Origin of the sequence: Micromonospora sp. NPDC023644 (genome assembly GCF_040640115.1) — a bacterium.
GTDB lineage: Bacteria > Actinomycetota > Actinomycetes > Mycobacteriales > Micromonosporaceae > Micromonospora.
The window spans coordinates 44,460-63,715 of sequence record NZ_JBFABA010000032.1; the positions used below are offsets into that span (position 1 = coordinate 44,460).

16 protein-coding genes are annotated in these 19,256 nt (G+C 73.6%); 7 read left to right on the forward strand and 9 right to left on the reverse strand.

What is annotated here, in order from left to right:
- Window positions 1-4 precede the first annotated feature (4 nt).
- The 5 genes from tal to pgl all read left to right on the forward strand — a co-directional run bounded on the left by tal (window position 5) and on the right by pgl (window position 6,328).
- A complete protein-coding gene (gene tal / locus AB0G08_RS21065) occupies window positions 5-1,183 on the forward strand; it encodes a transaldolase (protein WP_358090434.1) in 1,179 nt (392 codons plus the stop codon).
- Window positions 1,180-2,829 (forward strand): glucose-6-phosphate isomerase, encoded by a 1,650-nt coding sequence (locus tag AB0G08_RS21070; protein ID WP_358090437.1) that lies wholly within the window; start codon window positions 1,180-1,182, stop codon window positions 2,827-2,829. The genes tal and AB0G08_RS21070 overlap by 4 nt, the downstream gene beginning before the upstream one ends.
- A gap of 2 nt (window positions 2,830-2,831) precedes the next feature.
- Entirely contained in the window at window positions 2,832-4,382 is a 1,551-nt protein-coding gene (zwf, locus tag AB0G08_RS21075) for a glucose-6-phosphate dehydrogenase (protein WP_358090476.1), read from the forward strand.
- Window positions 4,383-4,473: 91 nt separating this feature from the next.
- Window positions 4,474-5,490, forward strand: a complete 1,017-nt coding sequence (locus AB0G08_RS21080) for a glucose-6-phosphate dehydrogenase assembly protein OpcA (RefSeq protein ID WP_358090440.1) — start codon at window positions 4,474-4,476, stop codon at window positions 5,488-5,490.
- Between the two features lie 67 nt (window positions 5,491-5,557).
- Window positions 5,558-6,328, forward strand: coding sequence for a 6-phosphogluconolactonase (pgl, locus tag AB0G08_RS21085; RefSeq protein WP_358090443.1), 771 nt, complete (start codon window positions 5,558-5,560; stop codon window positions 6,326-6,328).
- A gap of 72 nt (window positions 6,329-6,400) precedes the next feature.
- Here pgl and AB0G08_RS21090 read toward each other — a convergent pair whose 3' ends face one another.
- The 8 genes from AB0G08_RS21090 to rapZ all read right to left on the reverse strand — a co-directional run bounded on the left by AB0G08_RS21090 (window position 6,401) and on the right by rapZ (window position 13,601).
- A complete protein-coding gene (locus tag AB0G08_RS21090) occupies window positions 6,401-6,751 on the reverse strand; it encodes an RNA polymerase-binding protein RbpA (protein ID WP_358090446.1) in 351 nt (116 codons plus the stop codon).
- 128 nt (window positions 6,752-6,879) lie between these two features.
- The gene (gene secG, locus AB0G08_RS21095) at window positions 6,880-7,143 is read right to left on the reverse strand and encodes a preprotein translocase subunit SecG (protein WP_121400676.1); all 264 of its coding nucleotides are present in this window, start codon (window positions 7,141-7,143) and stop codon (window positions 6,880-6,882) included.
- 95 nt (window positions 7,144-7,238) lie between these two features.
- A complete protein-coding gene (gene tpiA / locus AB0G08_RS21100) occupies window positions 7,239-8,030 on the reverse strand; it encodes a triose-phosphate isomerase (protein WP_358090449.1) in 792 nt (263 codons plus the stop codon).
- A complete protein-coding gene (locus AB0G08_RS21105; protein WP_358090452.1) occupies window positions 8,030-9,229 on the reverse strand; it encodes a phosphoglycerate kinase in 1,200 nt (399 codons plus the stop codon). The genes tpiA and AB0G08_RS21105 overlap by 1 nt, the downstream gene beginning before the upstream one ends.
- Window positions 9,230-9,264: 35 nt before the next feature.
- Window positions 9,265-10,269 carry a type I glyceraldehyde-3-phosphate dehydrogenase gene (gene gap / locus AB0G08_RS21110; protein ID WP_358090455.1) on the reverse strand — a complete coding sequence of 335 codons (1,005 nt, stop codon included), beginning with the start codon at window positions 10,267-10,269 and terminating at the stop codon, window positions 9,265-9,267.
- Between the two features lie 264 nt (window positions 10,270-10,533).
- Window positions 10,534-11,514 (reverse strand): DNA-binding protein WhiA, encoded by a 981-nt coding sequence (gene whiA, locus AB0G08_RS21115; RefSeq protein WP_076467662.1) that lies wholly within the window; start codon window positions 11,512-11,514, stop codon window positions 10,534-10,536.
- Between the two features lie 54 nt (window positions 11,515-11,568).
- The gene (locus AB0G08_RS21120; RefSeq protein WP_358090458.1) at window positions 11,569-12,687 is read right to left on the reverse strand and encodes a 2-phospho-L-lactate transferase CofD family protein; all 1,119 of its coding nucleotides are present in this window, start codon (window positions 12,685-12,687) and stop codon (window positions 11,569-11,571) included.
- The gene (gene rapZ / locus AB0G08_RS21125) at window positions 12,684-13,601 is read right to left on the reverse strand and encodes an RNase adapter RapZ (RefSeq protein WP_358090461.1); all 918 of its coding nucleotides are present in this window, start codon (window positions 13,599-13,601) and stop codon (window positions 12,684-12,686) included. The genes AB0G08_RS21120 and rapZ overlap by 4 nt, the downstream gene beginning before the upstream one ends.
- 314 nt (window positions 13,602-13,915) lie before the next feature.
- Here rapZ and recQ point away from each other — a divergent pair, with 314 nt between their 5' ends.
- Entirely contained in the window at window positions 13,916-15,754 is a 1,839-nt protein-coding gene (gene recQ / locus AB0G08_RS21130; protein WP_358090464.1) for a DNA helicase RecQ, read from the forward strand.
- Between the two features lie 65 nt (window positions 15,755-15,819).
- Here the strand turns inward: recQ and uvrC are convergent, their stop codons facing one another.
- Entirely contained in the window at window positions 15,820-17,799 is a 1,980-nt protein-coding gene (gene uvrC / locus AB0G08_RS21135; RefSeq protein WP_357868694.1) for an excinuclease ABC subunit UvrC, read from the reverse strand.
- 162 nt (window positions 17,800-17,961) lie between these two features.
- Here uvrC and AB0G08_RS21140 point away from each other — a divergent pair, with 162 nt between their 5' ends.
- Window positions 17,962-19,239, forward strand: a complete 1,278-nt coding sequence (locus tag AB0G08_RS21140) for an MFS transporter (RefSeq protein ID WP_358090467.1) — start codon at window positions 17,962-17,964, stop codon at window positions 19,237-19,239.
- The last annotated feature ends 17 nt before the right edge of the window (window positions 19,240-19,256 follow it).

Genomic DNA, 19,256 nt, shown 5'->3' on the forward strand with positions numbered 1-19,256 from the left:
CGGTATGACGGACAGGCTGAGTGAACTCACCGCCGCAGGCGTGGCGGTCTGGCTCGACGACCTTTCCCGGGTACGGCTGTCCTCCGGCGGGCTGGACCAGCTCCGCCGGGAGAAGCACGTGGCCGGGGTGACCACCAACCCGACGATCTTCGCCAAGGCGCTGAGCGACGCCGACGAGTACGACTGGCAGCTGCGCGACCTCGCCACCCGTGGGGTGGAGGTCGAGGAGGCCGTGCGGATGCTCACCACCTACGACGTGCGGTGGGCGTGCGACGTGATGCACCCGTCGTACGAGCGCAGCGCCGGGGTCGACGGCCGGGTCTCCATCGAGGTGGACCCGCGGCTGGCCCACGAGACCGACAAGACCGTCGCCGAGGCCAAGGCGCTGTGGTGGCTGGTCGACCGGCCGAACCTCTTCATCAAGATCCCGGCCACCGAGGCCGGCCTGCCGGCGATCACCGCCACCCTGGCGGAGGGGATCAGCGTCAACGTCACGTTGATCTTCGGGCTGGACCGCTACTCGCAGGTGATGGAGGCGTTCCTGGCCGGCCTGGAGCAGGCGAAGGCCAACGGCCACGACCTGTCGAAGATCGGGTCGGTCGCGTCGTTCTTCGTCTCCCGCGTGGACAGCGAGGTCGACAAGCGACTGGAGAAGCTCGGCTCCGACGAGGCCAAGGCGCTGCGCGGCAAGGCCGCCGTCGCCAACGCCAAGCTGGCGTACGAGCGCTACGGCGAGGTGTTCTCCTCCGACCGTTGGCAGGCCCTCGCCGACGCCGGCGCCCACCCGCAGCGGCCGCTGTGGGCCTCCACCTCGACCAAGAACCCGGACTACCGGGACGTCATCTACGTCGAGGAGCTGATCGCCCCCGGCACGGTCAACACCATGCCGGAGCCGGTCGTGCACGCGTACGCCGACCATGGCGAGACCCGCGGCGACACCATCACCGGCTCCTACGACGAGGCCCGCAAGGTCTTCGCGGACCTGGAGTCGGTCGGGATCGACATGGCCGACGTCATCGAGACCCTGGAGCGCGAGGGCGTGGAGAAGTTCGAGACGAGCTGGCAGGAACTGCTCGACGGCGTCCGCAAGTCGCTGTCGGCCGCGGGCCGGGGCGCCGGCCACCCGGGCGACGCCGCGAAGGGCAACGCGCAGGCCGCGCAGCAGGCGGGAGGAAACGCGTGAGTGATCTGCTCGCCGGGGCGGTCGAGGCCGCCGCCGGGCTCTCCGTGCACGGGGCCGACACGGTCGACAAGTCGGCCCCCGCCTCCACCCGGGACGCGCTGGTGAACGCCGGCGTGCCGGGCAAGCTGGCCGCGAAGGACGCCACCCTGTGGGGTCCGGACGCGCAGGCCGAGGCGAAGATCCGCCTCGGCTGGGTGGACACCCACCTGCGCAGCCGGGAACTGCTCCCCCAGCTCGCCGAGCTGAAGGCGGAGCTGGCCGACCTGGACCACGTGGTGCTCGCCGGGATGGGCGGCTCGTCGCTGGCCCCCGAGGTCATCGCCCGCACCCTCGGCAAGCAGCTGACGGTGCTCGACACCACCGACCCGGGGCAGGTCCGGGCGGCGCTGGCCGACCGGCTGGAGCGCACCGTGGTCGTGGTGGCCAGCAAGTCCGGCTCGACGGTCGAGACCGACAGCCACCGCCGGGCCTACTGGCAGGCGTTCCTCGACGCGGGAATGACCGAGGCGGAGGCCGGCCGGCACTTCGTCGTCGTCACCGACCCGGGCTCGCCGCTGGAGGCCACCGCCGCCGAGATGGGCGCCTTCACCGTGCTCGCCGATGCGAACGTGGGCGGCCGCTACTCCGCGCTGACCGCGTTCGGGCTGGTCCCGTCCGCGCTGGCCGGCGTCGAGGTGGCCGAACTGCTCGACGAGGCCGACGCGCTGGCGCGGTCGCTGGGCGGGGACCGCGACAACCCGGGCCTGGCGCTCGGCGCGGCCCTCGGGGCGGCGGCCACCATGGGCCGGGACAAGGTCGCCCTGGTCTCCGACGGCACCGGCATCGAGGGCCTCGGCGACTGGGCCGAGCAGCTGATCGCCGAGTCCACCGGCAAGGCCGGGGTCGGCATCCTGCCGGTCGTCGTCGAGTCGCCGCAGAGCCCCGGCGCCGCCGGCGACGACGTGCTCACCGTGACCTACGGCGGCGCGCTGCCCGCCGGCGCCGTCCCCGGCGGCGGCGTCGACGCCGACGTGGCGGTCAACGGCCCGCTCGGCGCACAGTTCCTGGCCTGGGAGTACGCCACCGCGATCGCCGGCGTGGTGCTCGGCATCGACCCGTTCAACCAGCCCAACGTCACCGAGTCCAAGGAGAACACCAACCGCATCCTCGCCTCGGGTCCGCCGGCGGAGACGCCGTCGTTCACCGAGGGCGCGATCGAGGTGTACGCGCCGCAGGGCGCCCCGGGCGACCTGGCCGGCGTGCTCCGTCAGCTGGTCGACGGGGCGGGCGACGACGGCTACCTCGCGGTGATGGCGTACCTCGACCGGTTCGCCGACGCCGACGCGGCCCGGCTGCGGCCGCTGCTGGCCGCTGCCGCCGGGCGGCCGGTCACCTTCGGTTGGGGGCCGCGGTTCCTGCACTCGACCGGCCAGTACCACAAGGGCGGTCCGCAGGTCGGCAGCTACCTCCAGCTCACCGGCGCGGTCGTCGACGACCTGCCGGTGCCGGGCCGGCCGTACACCTTCGGGGAGTTGCAGGCGGCGCAGGCCGCCGGCGACCGGCAGGCCCTGGCCGAGCGGAAGCGCCCGCTGGTGCGGCTGCACCTGACCGACCGGTCGGCGGGCGTGGCCCAGCTGCTCGATGCGGTCGAGGCGCTGCGGGCGTGACGATGAGGACCATGGACGACGCGGAGCGAGGAGGCGGCGTGAACCCGCTGCGCGACCCGCAGGACCGCCGGCTGCCGAGGATCCCGGAGTCGTGCGCTCTGGTGATCTTCGGCGTCACCGGTGACCTGGCCCGCAAGAAGCTCCTGCCCGCCGTGTACGACCTGGCGAACCGGGGGCTGCTGCCCCCGGGCTTCGCCGTGCTCGGCTTCGCCCGCCGGGACTGGGGCGACGGGGACTTCGAGTCGCTCGCCCACGAGGCGGCCAAGAAGCACGCCCGCACCCCCTGGCGGGAGGAGGTGTGGGCGCGGCTGGCGGGCAACATCAAGTTCGTCGGCGGCTCGTTCGACGACGACGACGCGTTCGACCACCTCTCGGAGATGCTGGACGAGCTGCGCCAGACGCACGGCATCCCGGGCAACGCCGCCTTCTACTTCTCCATCCCCCCGGCGGCGTTCCCCGTGGTCCTCAAGCAGCTGGCGCGCACCGGGATGGCCGACAACGCCAAGTCCGGCGGCTGGCGCCGGGTGGTGGTGGAGAAGCCCTTCGGGCACGACCTGCCCTCGGCGAAGGCGCTCAACGACCTGGTCGACGACGTCTTCACCCGCAAGGACGTCTTCCGCATCGACCACTACCTGGGCAAGGAGACCGTCCAGAACATCCTCGCCCTGCGGTTTGCCAACAACCTGTTCGAGCCGCTGTGGAACTCCAAGTACGTCGACTCGGTGCAGATCACCATGGCCGAGGACGTCGGCATCGGCACCCGCGCCGGCTTCTACGACTCGGCCGGCGCGGCCCGCGACGTGCTCCAGAACCACCTGCTCCAGCTGCTGGCGCTGGTGGCGATGGAGGAGCCGACGAGCTTCGACGCCGACGAGATCCGCACGGAGAAGCTCAAGGTGCTCCGGGCGATCACCCTGCCGAAGGACGTTGCCGAGGGCACCGTGCGCGGCCAGTACCTGCCCGGCTGGGTGGGCGGCGAGCGGGCCGTCGGGTACCTGGAGGAGGAGGGCGTCCCGGCGGACTCGACCACGGAGACCTACGTGGCCGTCCGGCTCGGCATCCAGAACCGCCGCTGGGCGGAGGTGCCGTTCTACATCCGGGCCGGCAAGCGGCTGCCGCGCCGCGTCACCGAGGTCGCCATCATGTTCAAGAGGGCGCCGCACCTGCCGTTCAACGAAGCCGACATGGAGTCGCTGGGCAACAACCAGCTCGTGATCCGGGTGCAGCCGGACGAGGGCGTCGTGCTCAAGTTCGGCTCCAAGGTGCCCGGCACCACGATGGAGGTCCGCGACATCGCGATGGACTTCCAGTACGGCGAGGCGTTCACCGAGTCCAGCCCCGAGGCGTACGAACGGCTCGTGCTGGACGTGCTGATCGGTGACCGCACCCTCTTCCCGGACGCCGCCGAGGTCGAGCAGAGCTGGCAGGTGGTGGACCCGCTGGAGCACGCGTGGGCGGGCACCAAGCCGGAGCCCTACCGCGCCGGCGAGTGGGGCCCCCGGGCCGCCGACGAGATGCTGGCCCGCGAGGGCCGGGCGTGGCGGCGGGCGTGAGCGCGAGGAGTGAGCCGGTTCTGCGAGCCCCGCAGTCGCGAACGAAGGCAGGTGGCGTGAGCAGGCGCAGCGAGCAAACCAGGAGGCTCCATTGATCGGCCTGTGGGACACCACCGGCAACGAGGTGGTCAAGGCGCTGGCCGCCGAGCGGCGCAGCGCCGGTGGGGTGGCCAGCGGCATGGCGCTGACCCTCATCGTGGTGGTGGACGAGAAGCGGGTCCGCGAGGCGGAGGCGGCGGCGACCATAGCGGCCGCCGCCCACCCCTGCCGGCTGGTGGTGGTGGTCCGCACCGACGTGGAGCGCGAGCGCAACCGGCTGGACGCGGAGATCGTCGTCGGCGGCCGGCTCGGCCCGTGCGAGGCGGTGGTCACCCGGATGTACGGGCGGCTCGCCCTGCACGCCGAGTCGGTGGTGATGCCGTTGCTGGTGCCGGACGTGCCGGTGGTGACGTGGTGGCACGGCGAGCCACCGGCCGAGATCGCCACGGACTTCCTCGGCGTGGTGGCCGACCGGCGGATCACCGACTCCGCGCAGGCCGCCGACCCGATCGAGGCGCTGCACCAGCGGGCCCGGGACTACGCGCCCGGCGACACCGACCTGGCGTGGACCCGGATCACCCCGTGGCGCACGCTCGTGGCGGGGGCGTTCGACACCACCCAGGCCAGGGTGACCGAGGCGACCGTGGTGGCCCCGTCCACCGACCCGACCGCCGCGCTGATGCAGGGCTGGCTGGCCGCACGGCTCGGCATCGAGCCGGTGTGGGAGCCCAGCGACGCGTCCCCCCGGATGCGGGAGGTGCAGCTGCGCTGCGCCAACGGCGACACGCTGACACTGACCCGGGACGACAGCGTGGCGACGTTCCGGCGTACCGGCCAGGAGGACCGCCAGCTGCCGCTCGTCCGCCGGCCCCTCGGCGACGAACTGGCCGAGGAACTGCGCCGGCTCGACGCCGACCAGGTGTACGCGGAGGCGCTGGGCACGGCGGCCGGGCTGACCGACCTCGACCAGCGCCCGCCGCAGCGGGTGCACGTCTGGAAGGACCCGGCCACGGCCCAGCGGGCCGAGGCGGGGGTCACCGCGCACGCGGGAACGAGCGCCGAGCACTGAGCGCCCGACTGCCGGGGGCATCACGGAAGACCGACCGCGTGACGGCCGGAGAAACGAAGGCACACAGATGAGTGAGGCGAGTGTCGCCGTCCACGCCGACGCCGACCTGCTGGCCCAGGCGGTGGCCGCCCGGTTGGTGGTCAAGCTGCTCGACGCGCAGGCCGAGCGGGGCCAGGCGTCGGTGGTGCTGACCGGCGGGCGGATCGCCGCCGCGGTGCACCGGGCGGTGGCGGCGTTGCCGGCCCGCGACGCCGTGGACTGGTCCCGGGTGGACGTGTGGTGGGGCGACGAGCGGTTCCTGCCCGCCGGCGACCCCGAGCGCAACGAGACCCAGGCCCGCGCGACGCTGCTGGACGCGGTGCCGCTGGACCCGGCCCGGGTCCACCCGATGCCGGCGTCCGACGGCCCGACCGGGCCCGACCCGGAGGAGGCGGCGGCACGGTACGCCGAGGAACTGGCCCGCGCGGCGCGTCCGGGACACGCCGCGCTCCCCCACTTCGACGTGCTGATGCTGGGCGTCGGCGAGGACGGGCACGTCGCCTCGGTCTTCCCCGAGCACCCGGTGCACCACGACAGCCGGCCGGTCAGCGCGGTGCGGGGCAGCCCGAAACCCCCGCCGGTGCGGACCACTTTGACCCTCCCGGCCATCAACACGGCCGAGGAGGTCTGGCTGGTGGCCAGCGGGGCCGACAAGGCACAGGCGGTCGGCATGGCGCTGGCCGGGGCCGGGCCGGTGCAACTGCCGGCGGCCGGCGTGCAGGGCACGGGCCGGACCCTCTGGCTGCTGGACCGGGCGGCGGCGGCCGACGTGCCGGCCCGCCTGCGCAGCCTGCGCTGACGGTGAGAGAGGGCCCCCTGCCGACGCCTGGCGTCGACGGGGGGCCCTCACCCGTCGTGGACGGGACGCCGCCTAGCTGACGGGACGGCCACGGCGGCGGCGCAGGTCGGCGAGGGCCTCGGCCAGGATGGCCGCCCCCTCCTCCGCGGTGCGCCGCTCCTTCACGTACGCCAGGTGGGTCTTGTAGGGCTCGGGCCGGGCGCGGCCCGGCGGGTTCTGCGCGTCCCGGCCGGCGGGGAGGCCGCACCGCGGGCAGTCCCACACCTCCGGCGCCTCGACCTCGGCGGCGAGCCGGATCTGGGTGTGGTGGTCGTTGCGGCACCAGTAGGCCACCGTCCGGCACGGGGCCGGCTGGTGGCGCTCGGCGCGGTGGTCGGGCGCGGATCCGACCCGGGTGCCCCGGATGACGTTGCCAATGGGCACGGCTGCTCGCTCCTGTCGTCGGAGGGGAACCGCCGCGGAGAGGGCGGCGGGCGACGCGGTGCAGCGGATGAAACGAACTGCGCGCGGCCCGTCGGTGACGGGCCGCGCGCAGATTGTACTCGGCGGGCTCAGACGGTGCCGCTGGCCATCTGGAGGCGGAGCCAGAGCCCCAGCCCGACGATGCAGGCGAACCAGACGATGCCCACCAGGACGGTGTAGCGGTCCAGGTTCTTCTCCGCCACCGAGGAACCGGCGAGGCTGGAGCTGACGCCACCGCCGAACATGCTCGACAACCCGCCGCCCTTACCGCGGTGCAGCAGGATCAGCATCGTCAGCAGGATGCTCGTGATGACCAGCAACACGATCAACGTGTATGCGAACCAGATCGGCATGGCTGGGGTCAGTCCTCTCGTTACGATCCTCGCCCGGGCAGATCGGGCACGGTGGCACCGACCGACGGACGGGCGGAGTCAAGGATAGCGAGCGATCAGCGGGAGATGTGCTCCGGGAACCGGCAGATCTTCGCGAACTCCTCGGCGTCCAGGCTCGCGCCGCCCACGAGCGCCCCGTCGACGTCCGGCTGGGCCATGATCGCCGCGACGTTCGAGGACTTGACCGATCCGCCGTAGAGGACCCGGACCTTGTCGGCGGTGTCCCGACCGAAGGACTCGGCCAGGCGCTGACGGACCGCGCCGCACACCTCCTGGGCGTCCTCCGGGGTGGCCGTCTTGCCCGTGCCGATCGCCCAGACCGGCTCGTACGCCACCACGACCTTCTCCACCTGCTCGGCGGTGAGCCCCTTCAGGGCGCCGTCGAGCTGGTCGCTGCAGTGCGCCACGTGGGTGCCCTTGTCCCGGACGTCGAGCCCCTCCCCCACGCAGAGGATCGGGGTGAGCCCGTGGGTCAGCGCGGCCTGCACCTTGGCGTTGACGATCGCGTCGTCCTCGTGGTGGTAGGCGCGCCGCTCCGAGTGCCCGATCACCACGTAGGTGCAGCCCAGCTTCGCCAGCATCGGGCCGGAGATGTCCCCGGTGTAGGCCCCCGACGCGTGCGGCGAGAGGTCCTGCGCGCCGTAGCCGATGAGCAGCTTGTCGCCGTCGACGGCGGTCTGCACCGTACGCAGGTCGGTGAACGGCGGCAGGACCACCGTCTCGACGTCGGTGAGCTGCTTCTCGGTGAGGCTGGCCGCCAGCCTCTGCACCAGCAGGTTGGCCTCGAGGTGGTTGCAGTTCATCTTCCAGTTGCCGGCCATCAGGGGCCGGCGGGTGACGCTCGCCATCAGTTCTCCAGGGCCGCGATGCCGGGGAGGGTCTTGCCCTCCAGGTATTCCAGGGAGGCGCCACCGCCGGTGGAGATGTGCCCGAAGGACGACTCGTCCAGCCCGAGCGCCCGTACGGCGGCGGCGGAGTCACCGCCACCGACGACGGTGAACGCGTCGGTCTTCGCGATCGTCTCGGCGATCCCGCGGGTGCCGTGGGCGAACGCCGGCATCTCGAACACGCCCATCGGGCCGTTCCAGAAGATCGTCCGCGCGCCCTTGAGGGCGGCGGCGAACCCGGCGACCGTCTCCGGCCCGATGTCGAGCCCGACCCGCTTGCTGGGGATGCCGTCGGCCGGCACGGTGTCGTGCGCGGCGTCCGGGGCGAACGCGTCCGCGGCCACCACATCGACTGGGAGCATGATCTTGCCCTCGGAGCGCTCCAGCAGGTTGCGGCAGGTCTCGACCATCTCCTCCTCCAGCAGCGAGGAGCCCACCTCGTGGCCCTGCGCCTTGAGGAAGGTGAAGCACATCCCGCCGCCGATGAGCAGCCGGTCGACCGTCGGCAGCAGCGCCTCGATCACCGCCAGCTTGTCGGAGACCTTCGAGCCGCCGAGCACCACCACGTACGGGCGCTGCGGCTCACCGGTCAGCCGGGACAGGACCTCCACCTCGCGCAGCACCAGCCGGCCCGCGACGTGCGGCAGCCGGGCCGGCACGTCGTGGACGCTGGCGTGCTTGCGGTGCACCGCGCCGAACGCGTCGTCGACGTAGGCGTCGCCGAACGCGGCGAGCTGGTCGGCGAAGGCGCCCCGCTCGGCGTCGTCCTTGCTGGTCTCACCGGAGTTGAAGCGCAGGTTCTCCAGCAGCGCGACCTCGCCGTCGGCGAGCGCGTCCACCGTGGAACGGGCCGACTCGCCGACGGTGTCGGTGGCGAAGTGCACGGGCGCGCCGAGCAGCTCGCCGAGGCGCCCGGCGACCGGGCGCAGGCTGAACTGCGGGTCCGGGGCGCCCTTCGGGCGACCCAGGTGCGAGCAGACGACCACCTTGGCGCCGGCTCCGGTGAGCGCGCTCAGGGTGGGCAGCACGGCGCGGATGCGGCCGTCGTCCGTGATGTCACCGGACTGCTTGTCGAGCGGGACGTTCAGGTCGGCGCGCACCAGCACGCGCCGACCCGACACCCCCTCGGCGAGCAGGTCGTCGAGGGTACGGATGCTCACTTAGGCCAGCCCTCCGTTCGTGACCGACGGCGCGCTCACAGGGACTGGCCGACCAGCTTGACCAGGTCGACCAGGCGGTTCGAGTAGCCCCACTCGTTGTCGTACCAGCCGACGACCTTGACCTGGTTGCCGACGACCTTGGTCAGCGGCGCGTCGAAGATGCACGACGCCGGGTCGGTGACGATGTCCGAGGAGACGATCGGGTCCTCGTTGTAGACCAGGATGCCCTTGAGCGGGCCGTCGGCGGCGGCCTTCAGCGCGGCGTTGACCTCGTCCACCGTGGTCTCACGGTTGACGTCGACGGTGAGGTCGGTGGCCGAGCCGGTCGGGATCGGCACCCGCAGCGCGTAGCCGTCCAGCTTGCCCTTCAGCTCCGGCAGCACCAGGCCGATCGCCTTCGCCGCGCCGGTCGAGGTCGGCACGATGTTCAGCGCGGCGGCGCGGGCCCGACGCAGGTCCTTGTGCGGCGCGTCCTGCAGGTTCTGGTCCTGCGTGTACGCGTGGATCGTCGTCATCAGGCCGTGCTGGATGCCGAACGTGTCGTGCAGGACCTTCGCCATCGGCGCGAGGCAGTTGGTGGTGCAGGAGGCGTTCGAGATGATGGTGTGCTTGGCCGGGTCGTACTGGTCGTGGTTCACGCCCATGACGACCGTGACGTCCTCGTTCTTCGCCGGGGCGGAGATGATGACCTTCTTGGCCCCGCCGTCGACGTGCGCCTTCGCCTTGGTGGCGTCGGTGAAGAAGCCGGTGGACTCGATGACCACGTCCGCGCCGACCTCGCCCCACGGCAGCTTCGCCGGGTCCTTCTCGGCGAACGCCTTGATGGTCTTGCCGCCCACGGTGATCTCGTCGGCGGTGGCCTTCACCTCGTGCGGCAGGCGGCCCAGGATGCTGTCGTACTTGAGCAGGTGGGCGAGCGTCGCGTTGTCGGTCAGGTCGTTGACCGCCACGACCTCGATGTCAGCGCCGGACGCCAGCACTGCCCGGAAGAAGTTGCGGCCGATCCGGCCGAAGCCGTTGATGCCAACCCGGATGGTCACAGGTCCCATCTCCTTGCGTTCTGGTCCGCCGGCATAAGACCCGGGCCGGCGGAGGTGTGTGCGCCGACCGTTGGAGCCGGCCGTTGACGATTCATCTCGGCCACCCCGCCGCGGTCTCGAAGGACCTGACCGCCCGAGGCGGTGTGCACGGCGAGGAGTGCCTGTGCCGGCCCCCTTGCCGTACGCAGCGACCTTATCCGAGCGTGCGGCGCAGTGCAGCGCCGGGTGGTGATCCCACCGGCACCGCCGACCCGCACCGTCCTATCAGACCACGAGCATGTCGGGCGTGACGGCCGCTTCCGTATCCGGGATGCCCAGGTCCCGGGCCCGCTTGTCGGCCAGCGCCAGCAACCGGCGGATCCGGCCGGCGATCGCGTCCTTGGTCAACGGCGGATCCGCCAGCGCGCCCAGCTCCTCCAGCGAGGCCTGCCGGTGCTCCAGGCGCAGCCGGCCGGCCGAGGTGAGGTGGTTGGGCGCGTCGTCGGCGAGGATCTCCAGCGCCCGGGTCACCCGGGCCGCCGCGGCGACCGCGGCCCGCGCCGAGCGGCGCAGGTTGGCGTCGTCGAAGTTCGCCAGCCGGTTCGCCGTGGCCCGCACCTCGCGGCGCACCCGGCGCTCCTCCCAGGCCAGCACGCTGGAGTGGGCGCCGATGCGGGTGAGCAGCGCGGCGATCGCGTCGCCGTCCTTGACGACCACCCGGTCCACGCCGCGCACCTCGCGGTTCTTCGCGGTGATGCCGATGCGGCGGGCCGCACCCACCAGGGCCAGCGCGGACTCCGGGCCGGGGCAGGTGATCTCCAGCGCGCTGGAGCGGCCCGGCTCGGTCAGCGAGCCGTGCGCCATGAACGCGCCGCGCCAGGCCGACACGGCGCAGCAGACGTTCGCGGCGACGACGTGCGGCGGCAGGCCCCGCACCGGGCGTCCCCGGACGTCGAGCAGCCCGGTCTGCCGCGCCAGCGCCTCGCCGTCCTTGACCACCCGGACGATGAAGTGGCTGCCCTTGCGCAGGCCACCGGACGCGAGCACGTGGATCTCGCTCGGATAGCCGTAGACCTCGGCGATCTCCCGCCGCAGCCGTCGGGCCACCGCCCCGGTGTCGAGTTCGGCCTCCACCACGACCCGACCGGAGACGATGTGCAGCCCGCCGGCGAAGCGCAGCAGCGCCGCCATCTCCGCCCGCCGGCAGCAGGGCTTGGGCACGTCGACCCGACTCAGCTCGTCCTTGACCGCAGCCGTCATCGCCATTGTGCGTCCCCTCACGGACCTGTTCCGGCGTGTCGCCGGAGATTACGTACGTGCCTAACGATCGGCGCCCAGGACAGGCACCAGTGCGGCGCCCAGGGCGGCCGGATCATGACGGGGAGTGCCGTCGGTGACCGCGACGGGAGCGAGGACCAGGCGGGCACCCAGCGATTCTGCCGCACGTTCGACCGGTTCGGGGTCACCCGCCGCCTTGGAATCGGCGACCACACGGTCGATCCTCAGCTCCGGCAGGTACCAGCGCAGCGCGGCCAGGTGGTCGGCCTGGGAGAGCCCGGAGGTCTCCTTCTCGGCGGCGAGGTTCAGCGTGACGAGCCGCCGCGCCGGGCTGGCGACGATCGCGGCGGCGAGCTGCGGCACCAGCAGGTGCGGCAGCACGCTCGTGTACCAACTGCCCGGCCCGAAGATCAGCCAGTCGGCCGCGCCGATCGCGGCGACCGCCTGCGGACAGGCCTCCGGCGCAGCCGGGGTGAGCCGCAACGACTCCACCCGGCCGGTGGTCACCGCGACCTGGTGCTGGCCCGTGACCGTACGCACCTCGTCCGGTCGGCGCGGGTCGGCGCCGCGCACCCGCGCCTCGATCCCCACCGGCTCGCACGACATCGGCAGCACCCGGCCCACCGCGCCGAGCATCGCGCCGGCGTGCTCCAGCGCGGCCACCGGGTCGCCCAGCAGCTCCATCAGCCCGCAGAGCACCAGGTTGCCCACCGCGTGCCCGGCCAGCCCGTCGACCCGCCCGGCAGCGCCGGCACCCGCCCGCCCACCGGCCGCCGCTGCGGCGACCCCGGCCGGCTCCGGGCCGGAGGCGGCACCGTCGCCGCCGGAGACGGCAGAGCGGTGCTGCTCCGGTCCGTCGCCGGCGGGCGCCGGAGCGCCGACGCGCGGCGCCGGCACCTCGGCGAAACGGTGCTGGAAGAGCCCGGCACTGCGCCGCGTGGCGGGGTGGTCGCCCGCCAGCGCGACCAGCGCCTGCCGCAGGTCGCCCGGGGGCAGGCCGCCCCGCTCGGCGCGCAGCCGGCCGCTGGAGCCGCCGTCGTCGCCGACGGTGACCACCGCCGTGATGTCGAGGTCCAGCTCGGGGGCGCAGCGGCGCAGGGCACGCAGCGAGGCGGACAGGCCGTGCCCGCCGCCGAAGGCGACCACCCGCGTCGCCGTCACTCGCGCCCCAGGTCGCGGTGCTGGGCGTTGGCGGCCAGGCCGGAGTGGCGCAGCCGGGCCGCCAGCTCCTCGGCGATGGCCACGCTGCGGTGCTTGCCGCCGGTGCAGCCGACCGCCACGGTCAGGTAGCGCTTGCCCTCCCGCTCGAAGCCGACGGTGGTGGCGTTGACCAGGTCGGCGTACGACCCGACGAAGGCGTCCGCGCCCTCCTGCCCCAGCACGTACGAGCTGACCGCCTCGTCGCGGCCGGTGTGCTCGCGCAGCTCCGGCACCCAGTACGGATTCGGCAGGAACCGGGCGTCGAGCACGAAGTCGGCGTCCGGCGGCAGGCCGTACTTGAAGCCGAAGGAGAGCACGGTGACGCGCAGCCGGCGGGCGTCCTCGCCGCCGAAGAGCTCCTCGACGCGGCGGCGCAGCTGGTTGACGTTCAGGTGGCTGGTGTCGATGATCACGTCGGCCTGGTCGCGGGCCTCCTCCAGCAGGCCGCGCTCGACCGCGATGCCGTCGGCGAGCCGCCCGTCGCCCTGCAACGGGTGCGAGCGCCGGACGCTCTCGAACCGCCGGATCAGCACCTCGTCGTCGGCGTCGACGAAGACCACCCGGGGCGAGAAGCCACGCTCCTTCAGCTCCCGGATCGCCCCCGCCAGGTCGGTGGAGAAGGCGCGCGAGCGCACGTCCAGCACCATCGCCGTGCGCCGGGCCGCCCCGCCCGCCTTGAACGCCAGCTCGGCCATGTCGAGCATGAGCGCCTGGGGCAGGTTGTCCACCACGTAGAAACCGACGTTCTCCAGCGCCCGGGCCACCGTGCTGCGGCCACCGCCGGAGAGGCCGGTGACCACCACCAGGGTGGTGTCCGACTCCGTCGGTGTCGGGTCCTGGCCGACCCGCGCCTCGGGCGTCCGCGCCTCGTTCACTGCCTGCTCCCCACGGGTGGCGCGGTCGGGTGACCGCGACTGGTCGGTCTGCGACTCTATCTCTCCTGACGCGGATCGACCGCCAAGGCCACGGTCCGCTGGCGGAGCATGGCCCGGCGTACCGGTCGGGTGCCCCGGCGGCGCGGGGGTGCCGGATCGACAACGCGCAGGCGTGCGGGGCGGCGCCGCGTGCGGGCAGCGCGGCCGGGCGTCGGCGGACTCGGCTGGCGGCCGGGGACGGGCCGGGCGACGGGTGACGCCGCCGGGCCGGGCGCGTCCCGCCCGCTGTCGGGGAGGGTTCGTAGAATTCCCGGATGGCTTCCCCCACCGACCTGCGCTCCTCCGACGCCCTGGAGGTGCTGCGCCGGGTGTTCGGCTACGACACCTTCCGCGGCTTCCAGCAGGAGGTGATCGACCACGTGGTGGCCGGCGGCGACGCGCTGGTCCTGATGCCCACCGGCGGCGGCAAGTCGCTGTGCTACCAGATCCCGGCCCTGGTCCGCGACGGCGTGGCGGTGGTGGTCTCCCCGCTGATCGCGCTGATGCAGGACCAGGTCGACGCGCTGACGGCGGTCGGCGTCCGGGCGGGGTTCCTCAACTCGACCCAGGATCTCGACGCCCGCCGCGTGGTGGAGCGGGCGTTCGTCGGCGGCGAGCTCGACCTGCTCTACCTCGCCCCGGAGGCGCTGGGCACCCGCGGCGTGCAGCAGCTGCTCGACCGGGGCCGGATCGCCCTGTTCGCCATCGACGAGGCGCACTGCGTGTCGCAGTGGGGCCACGACTTCCGCCCCGACTACCTCGCCCTGTCGATGCTGCACGAGCGCTGGCCCGACGTGCCCCGCATCGCGCTCACCGCCACCGCGACCAGCGCGACCCGCGACGAGATCGCCACCCGGCTCAAGCTCACCGACGCGCGGCACTTCGTGGCCAGCTTCGACCGGCCCAACATCCAGTACCGGATCGTGCCCAAGCGCGAGCCGCGCAAGCAGCTGCTGAGCCTGCTGCGCGACGAGCATCCCGGCGACGCCGGCATCGTCTACTGCCTGTCGCGCGCCTCGGTGGAGAAGACGGCCGAGTTCCTCACCGCCAACGGCGTCGCCGCGCTGCCCTACCACGCCGGCCTCGACGCGGCGACCCGCGCCCGCAACCAGCAGCGCTTCCTGCGCGAGGACGGCCTGGTGATGGTGGCGACCATCGCCTTCGGCATGGGCATCGACAAGCCCGACGTCCGCTTCGTCGCCCACCTCGACCTGCCCAAGTCGGTCGAGGGCTACTACCAGGAGACCGGCCGCGCCGGCCGCGACGGGCTGCCGTCGACCGCCTGGCTGGCGTACGGGCTCCAGGACGTGGTGCAGCAGCGCAAGATGATCGAGACCTCCGACGGCGACCTCGCCCACCGGCGCAACCTCGCCGCCCACCTCGACGCGATGCTCGCCCTCTGCGAGACGGTCCGCTGCCGGCGCGGCCAGTTGCTCGACTACTTCGGCGAGAAGGCCACCGCCGCGTGCGGCAACTGCGACACCTGCCTCAGCCCGCCGGAGTCCTGGGACGGCACCGTCGCGGCGCAGAAGCTGCTCTCCACGGTCTTCCGGCTCGACCGGGAACGCAACCAGCGCTTCGGCGCGGGGCACTGCGTCGACATCCTGCTCGGCCGCACGACCGACAAGGTCACCCAGTACGGCCACGACTCGCTGACCGTCTTCGGCATCGGCGGCGAGCTGCGCGAGGCCGAGTGGCGCGGTGTGGTGCGGCAACTGCTCGCCGAGGGGCTGCTGGCCGTCGAGGGCGACTACGGCACGCTGGCTCTCACCGAGGCCAGCGCGGAGGTGCTGGGCCGCCGCCGCACGGTGATGATGCGCCGCGAGCCGGAGAAGGTCGCCTCGACCCGGTCGGCCAAGCCGCGCGGGGCGGCCACCGTCGTCGCCGAGCTGTCCCCGACCGCCGCCGGGGTCTTCGAGCGGCTGCGCGCGTGGCGGGGGGCCACCGCCAAGGAGCAGGGCGTCCCGGCCTACGTGATCTTCCACGACGCCACGCTGCGGCAGATCGCCACCGACGCGCCCACGTCGCTGGCCGAGCTGTCGGCGGTCAGCGGCGTCGGCGAGAACAAGCTCGCGAAGTACGGCGAGCAGATCCTGGCCGTCCTGGCCGAGTGACGGCCGGCCGCGCCACCCGGCCACGCGTCGGCGCGCGAGCCGGCGCGCCGGCGAGGGCGGCGCGGTCAGTCCGCCGCCGGGGCCTTCGCCTCGCCGCCCAGCGCGGCGAGGATCGCCTCGGCGGTGCGTCGGCCCACGCCGGGCACCTCGGTGATCTCCTCCACGGTGGCCGCCGAGAGCCGCTTGAGTGAGCCGAAGTGCCGCAGCAGCGCCTTGCGCCGCACCTCCCCCAGGCCGGGCACCCTGTCCAGCGCCGACTCGGTCATCCGCTTGGAGCGCCGCTGCCGGTGGAAGGTGATGGCGAAGCGGTGCGCCTCGTCGCGCACCCGTTGCAGCAGGTAGAGCCCCTCCGAGGTGCGCGGCAGGATGACCGGGAACTCGTCGTCGGGCAGCCAGACCTCCTCCAGCCGCTTGGCCAGGCCGCACAGCGCCACGTCGTCGACGCCCAGCTCCGCCAGGGCCTGGGCCGCCGCCGCGACCTGCGGCGCACCGCCGTCGACCACCACCAGCTGCGGCGGGTACGCGAACTTGCGCGGGCGCCCGGTGGTCGGGTCGATCAGGGCGCCGACCCGGGGCTCGTCGGGCTCGGCCTGCCCACCCGGTGCGGCGGGGTCGTCGGCCGGCTCGACGCCCGCCTCGCCGGTCTCGGCGCGGGCGTCGAGGTAGCGGGCGAAGCGGCGACGCAGCACCTCGGACATCGCGGAGAGGTCGTCGGTGGCGCCACGGATGATGAAGCGCCGGTATTCGCTCTTGCGGGGCAGCCCGTCCTCGAAGACGACCATGCTCGCCACCACGTCGGTGCCCTGCATCTGGGAGATGTCGAAACACTCGATGCGCAGCGGCGAGGTGCGCATGTCGAGCGCCTCGCTGATCTCGTCGAGCGCCTTGCTCCGGGTGGTCAGGTCGCCGGCCCGGCGCAGCCGGTGCCGGGCGAGGGCGTCCTTGGCGTTGCGCTCGACCGTCTCCAGCAGGGAGCGCTTGTCGCCGCGCTGCGGCACCCGCAGGCTCACCCGGCTGCCCCGGTGACCGGAGAGCCAGTCGGCCAGCGCGTCGGCGTCGGCGGGCAGTGCCGGCACGAGCAGCTCGCGGGGCACGTCGGCCTCGCCCTGCTCGCCGCCGTAGACCTGGGTGCAGAAGTGGTGCACCAGGTCGCCCGTGCTCAACTCCTCGGTCTTCTCCACCACCCAGCCGCGCTGGCCACGGACCCGGCCGTCGCGGACGTGGAAGACCTGGACGGCCGCTTCGAGGGGGTCGTCGGCGAACGCGACCACGTCGGCGTCGGTGCCGTCGCCGAGCACGACGGTCTGCTTCTCCATCGCCCGACGCAGCGCGGCCACGTCGTCGCGCAGCCGCGCCGCCCGCTCGAACTCCAGCTGCTCGCTGGCCTCGGTCATCTCCCGTTCCAGCCGGCGCACCATCGTGTCGGTGCGGCCGCCCATGAAGTCGCAGAAACCGTCGACGATCTCCCGGTGCCGCTCGGGCGTGACGCTGCCGACGCAGGGGGCCGAACACTTGCCGATGTAGCCCAGCAGGCAGGGGCGGCCGACCTGGCCGGCCCGCTTGAAGACCCCGGCCGAGCAGGTGCGCGCCGGGAAGACCCGCAGCAGCAGGTCGAGCGTCTCGCGGATCGCCCAGGCGTGCGAGTAGGGCCCGAAGTAGCGCACCCCCTTGCGCTTGGCGCCCCGCATCACCTGCAACCGGGGGAACTCCTCGTCGAGGGTCACGGCGAGGTAGGGGTAGGACTTGTCGTCGCGGTAGCGGACGTTGAAGCGCGGGTCGTACTGCTTGATCCAGGTGTATTCGAGCTGGAGCGCCTCGACCTCGGTGCCGACGGTGACCCAGTCGACCGACTCGGCGGTGGTGACCATCTGCTGGGTGCGCTGGTGCAGGCCCCACAGGTCGGCGAAGTAGGAGTTGAGCCGGCTGCGCAGGTTCTTCGCCTTGCCGACGTAGATCACCCGGCCGGTGCCGTCGCGGAACCGGTAGACCCCCGGTGACTCCGGGATGGTGCCGGGGGCGGGACGGTAGGTCGAGGGGTCAGCCACGGCAGCAAGCCTAGTCCGCGCCCCCGACAGCCCCCGGAACGCGCGTCCCCGCCCCCGGCCGCACGCGGCCCCGCCCGCCCGGGTTATGCCGGTGCCGCCGGAAGCGCTCCCGGCTAGCATCCGCCCCTGGCGGACCGGGCGACGGGAGGGGAGCACGGGGACATGGGCGCACACCCCGCGGGACGCAGCCGAGGGGGTGCCGTCCTCGTGGCGGCGCTGACCGTCGACTCGGTTGGCAACGGGCTGTTCCTGCCCCTGTCGCTGGTCTACTTCCTGCGGCTGACCGACGTGCCCCTGGCGCTGCTCGGGGTGCTGCTCAGCGCGGCGACGGTGCTCACCCTGCCGGTGCCGCTGTGGGCGGGAGCGCTGGCGGACCGGCTGGGGGCGCTGCCGGTGGTCGTCGCCTCCCAGCTGCTCCAGGCGGTCGGCTACCTGGCGTACGCCTGGGTGCGGGGGCCGGTCGGCGTCTTCGTGGCGGCGGCGCTGGTCGCGGTCGGCGTGCGGTTCTTCTGGTCCACCGTCTTCACGGCGGTCGCCGACTACGCCGACGGCAGCCCGGGCGGCTGGACCCGGGACACCTGGTACGCGATCAGCAACGGCGCCCGTACCGCCGGGCTGGCGGTGGGGGGCCTGACCACCGGGGTGGTGGTGGCCGACGGGCGGGCGGGCACCTACCGCGCGGTGGCGTACGCGGCGGCGGCCTGCTTCGCCCTCGCCGCGGTGCTCATCGCCGCGTGCGTGCGGATCCCGCCGCCCGCCGTCCGCCCGGCGGGCTCCGGCCGGGGCGGGTACGCGACGCTGCTCCGGGACCGCCCGTACCTCGCCCTCATCGGCCTGAACACCGTCTTCGCGCTGAGCAGCATGATGCTCGGCCTGGCCCTGCCCACGGTGATGCTCACGGACCTGCGCGGCCCCGCCTGGCTGACCTCGGGCATCCTGGCCGGCAACGCGTTCCTCGTCGCCCTGCTCTCCGCGCCCGTCGGCGCCCGCCTGCCGCACCACCGCCGCACCCGCGTGATCGCGCTGACGGCGGTCCTCTGGACGGCCTGGGGCCTCGCCATGGCCACCCTCGGCCCGGGGCGTCTCGGCGTGGTGGCCGCGCTGCTGATCGCGGCGACGCTGCTGTTCACCGTCGCGGAACTGGTGCACGCGCCGGCCTCCGCCGCGCTGGCCGCGGCCGCCGCACCGGTCGCCGCCCGGGGCCGCTACCTGGCGGCCTTCCAGTACTCCTTCGCCATCGCCTCGATGCTCGCGCCGGCCTTCTTCGGCACCCTGTACGAGGTCGACACCGCCGCGCCCTGGCTGGCGCTGGCGCTGCTCAACGCCCTCGGCGTCGCCGGTGTCCTGCTGCTGGAACGGGGCCTGCCGCCGGCCGCCCTGCGGGAGCCGCCGGCGGCGGACCAGCGGCCGAGGAGCGGCGCGGGCGCCACGGCGCGGTGAGCGAGGCCGGCGGCCGG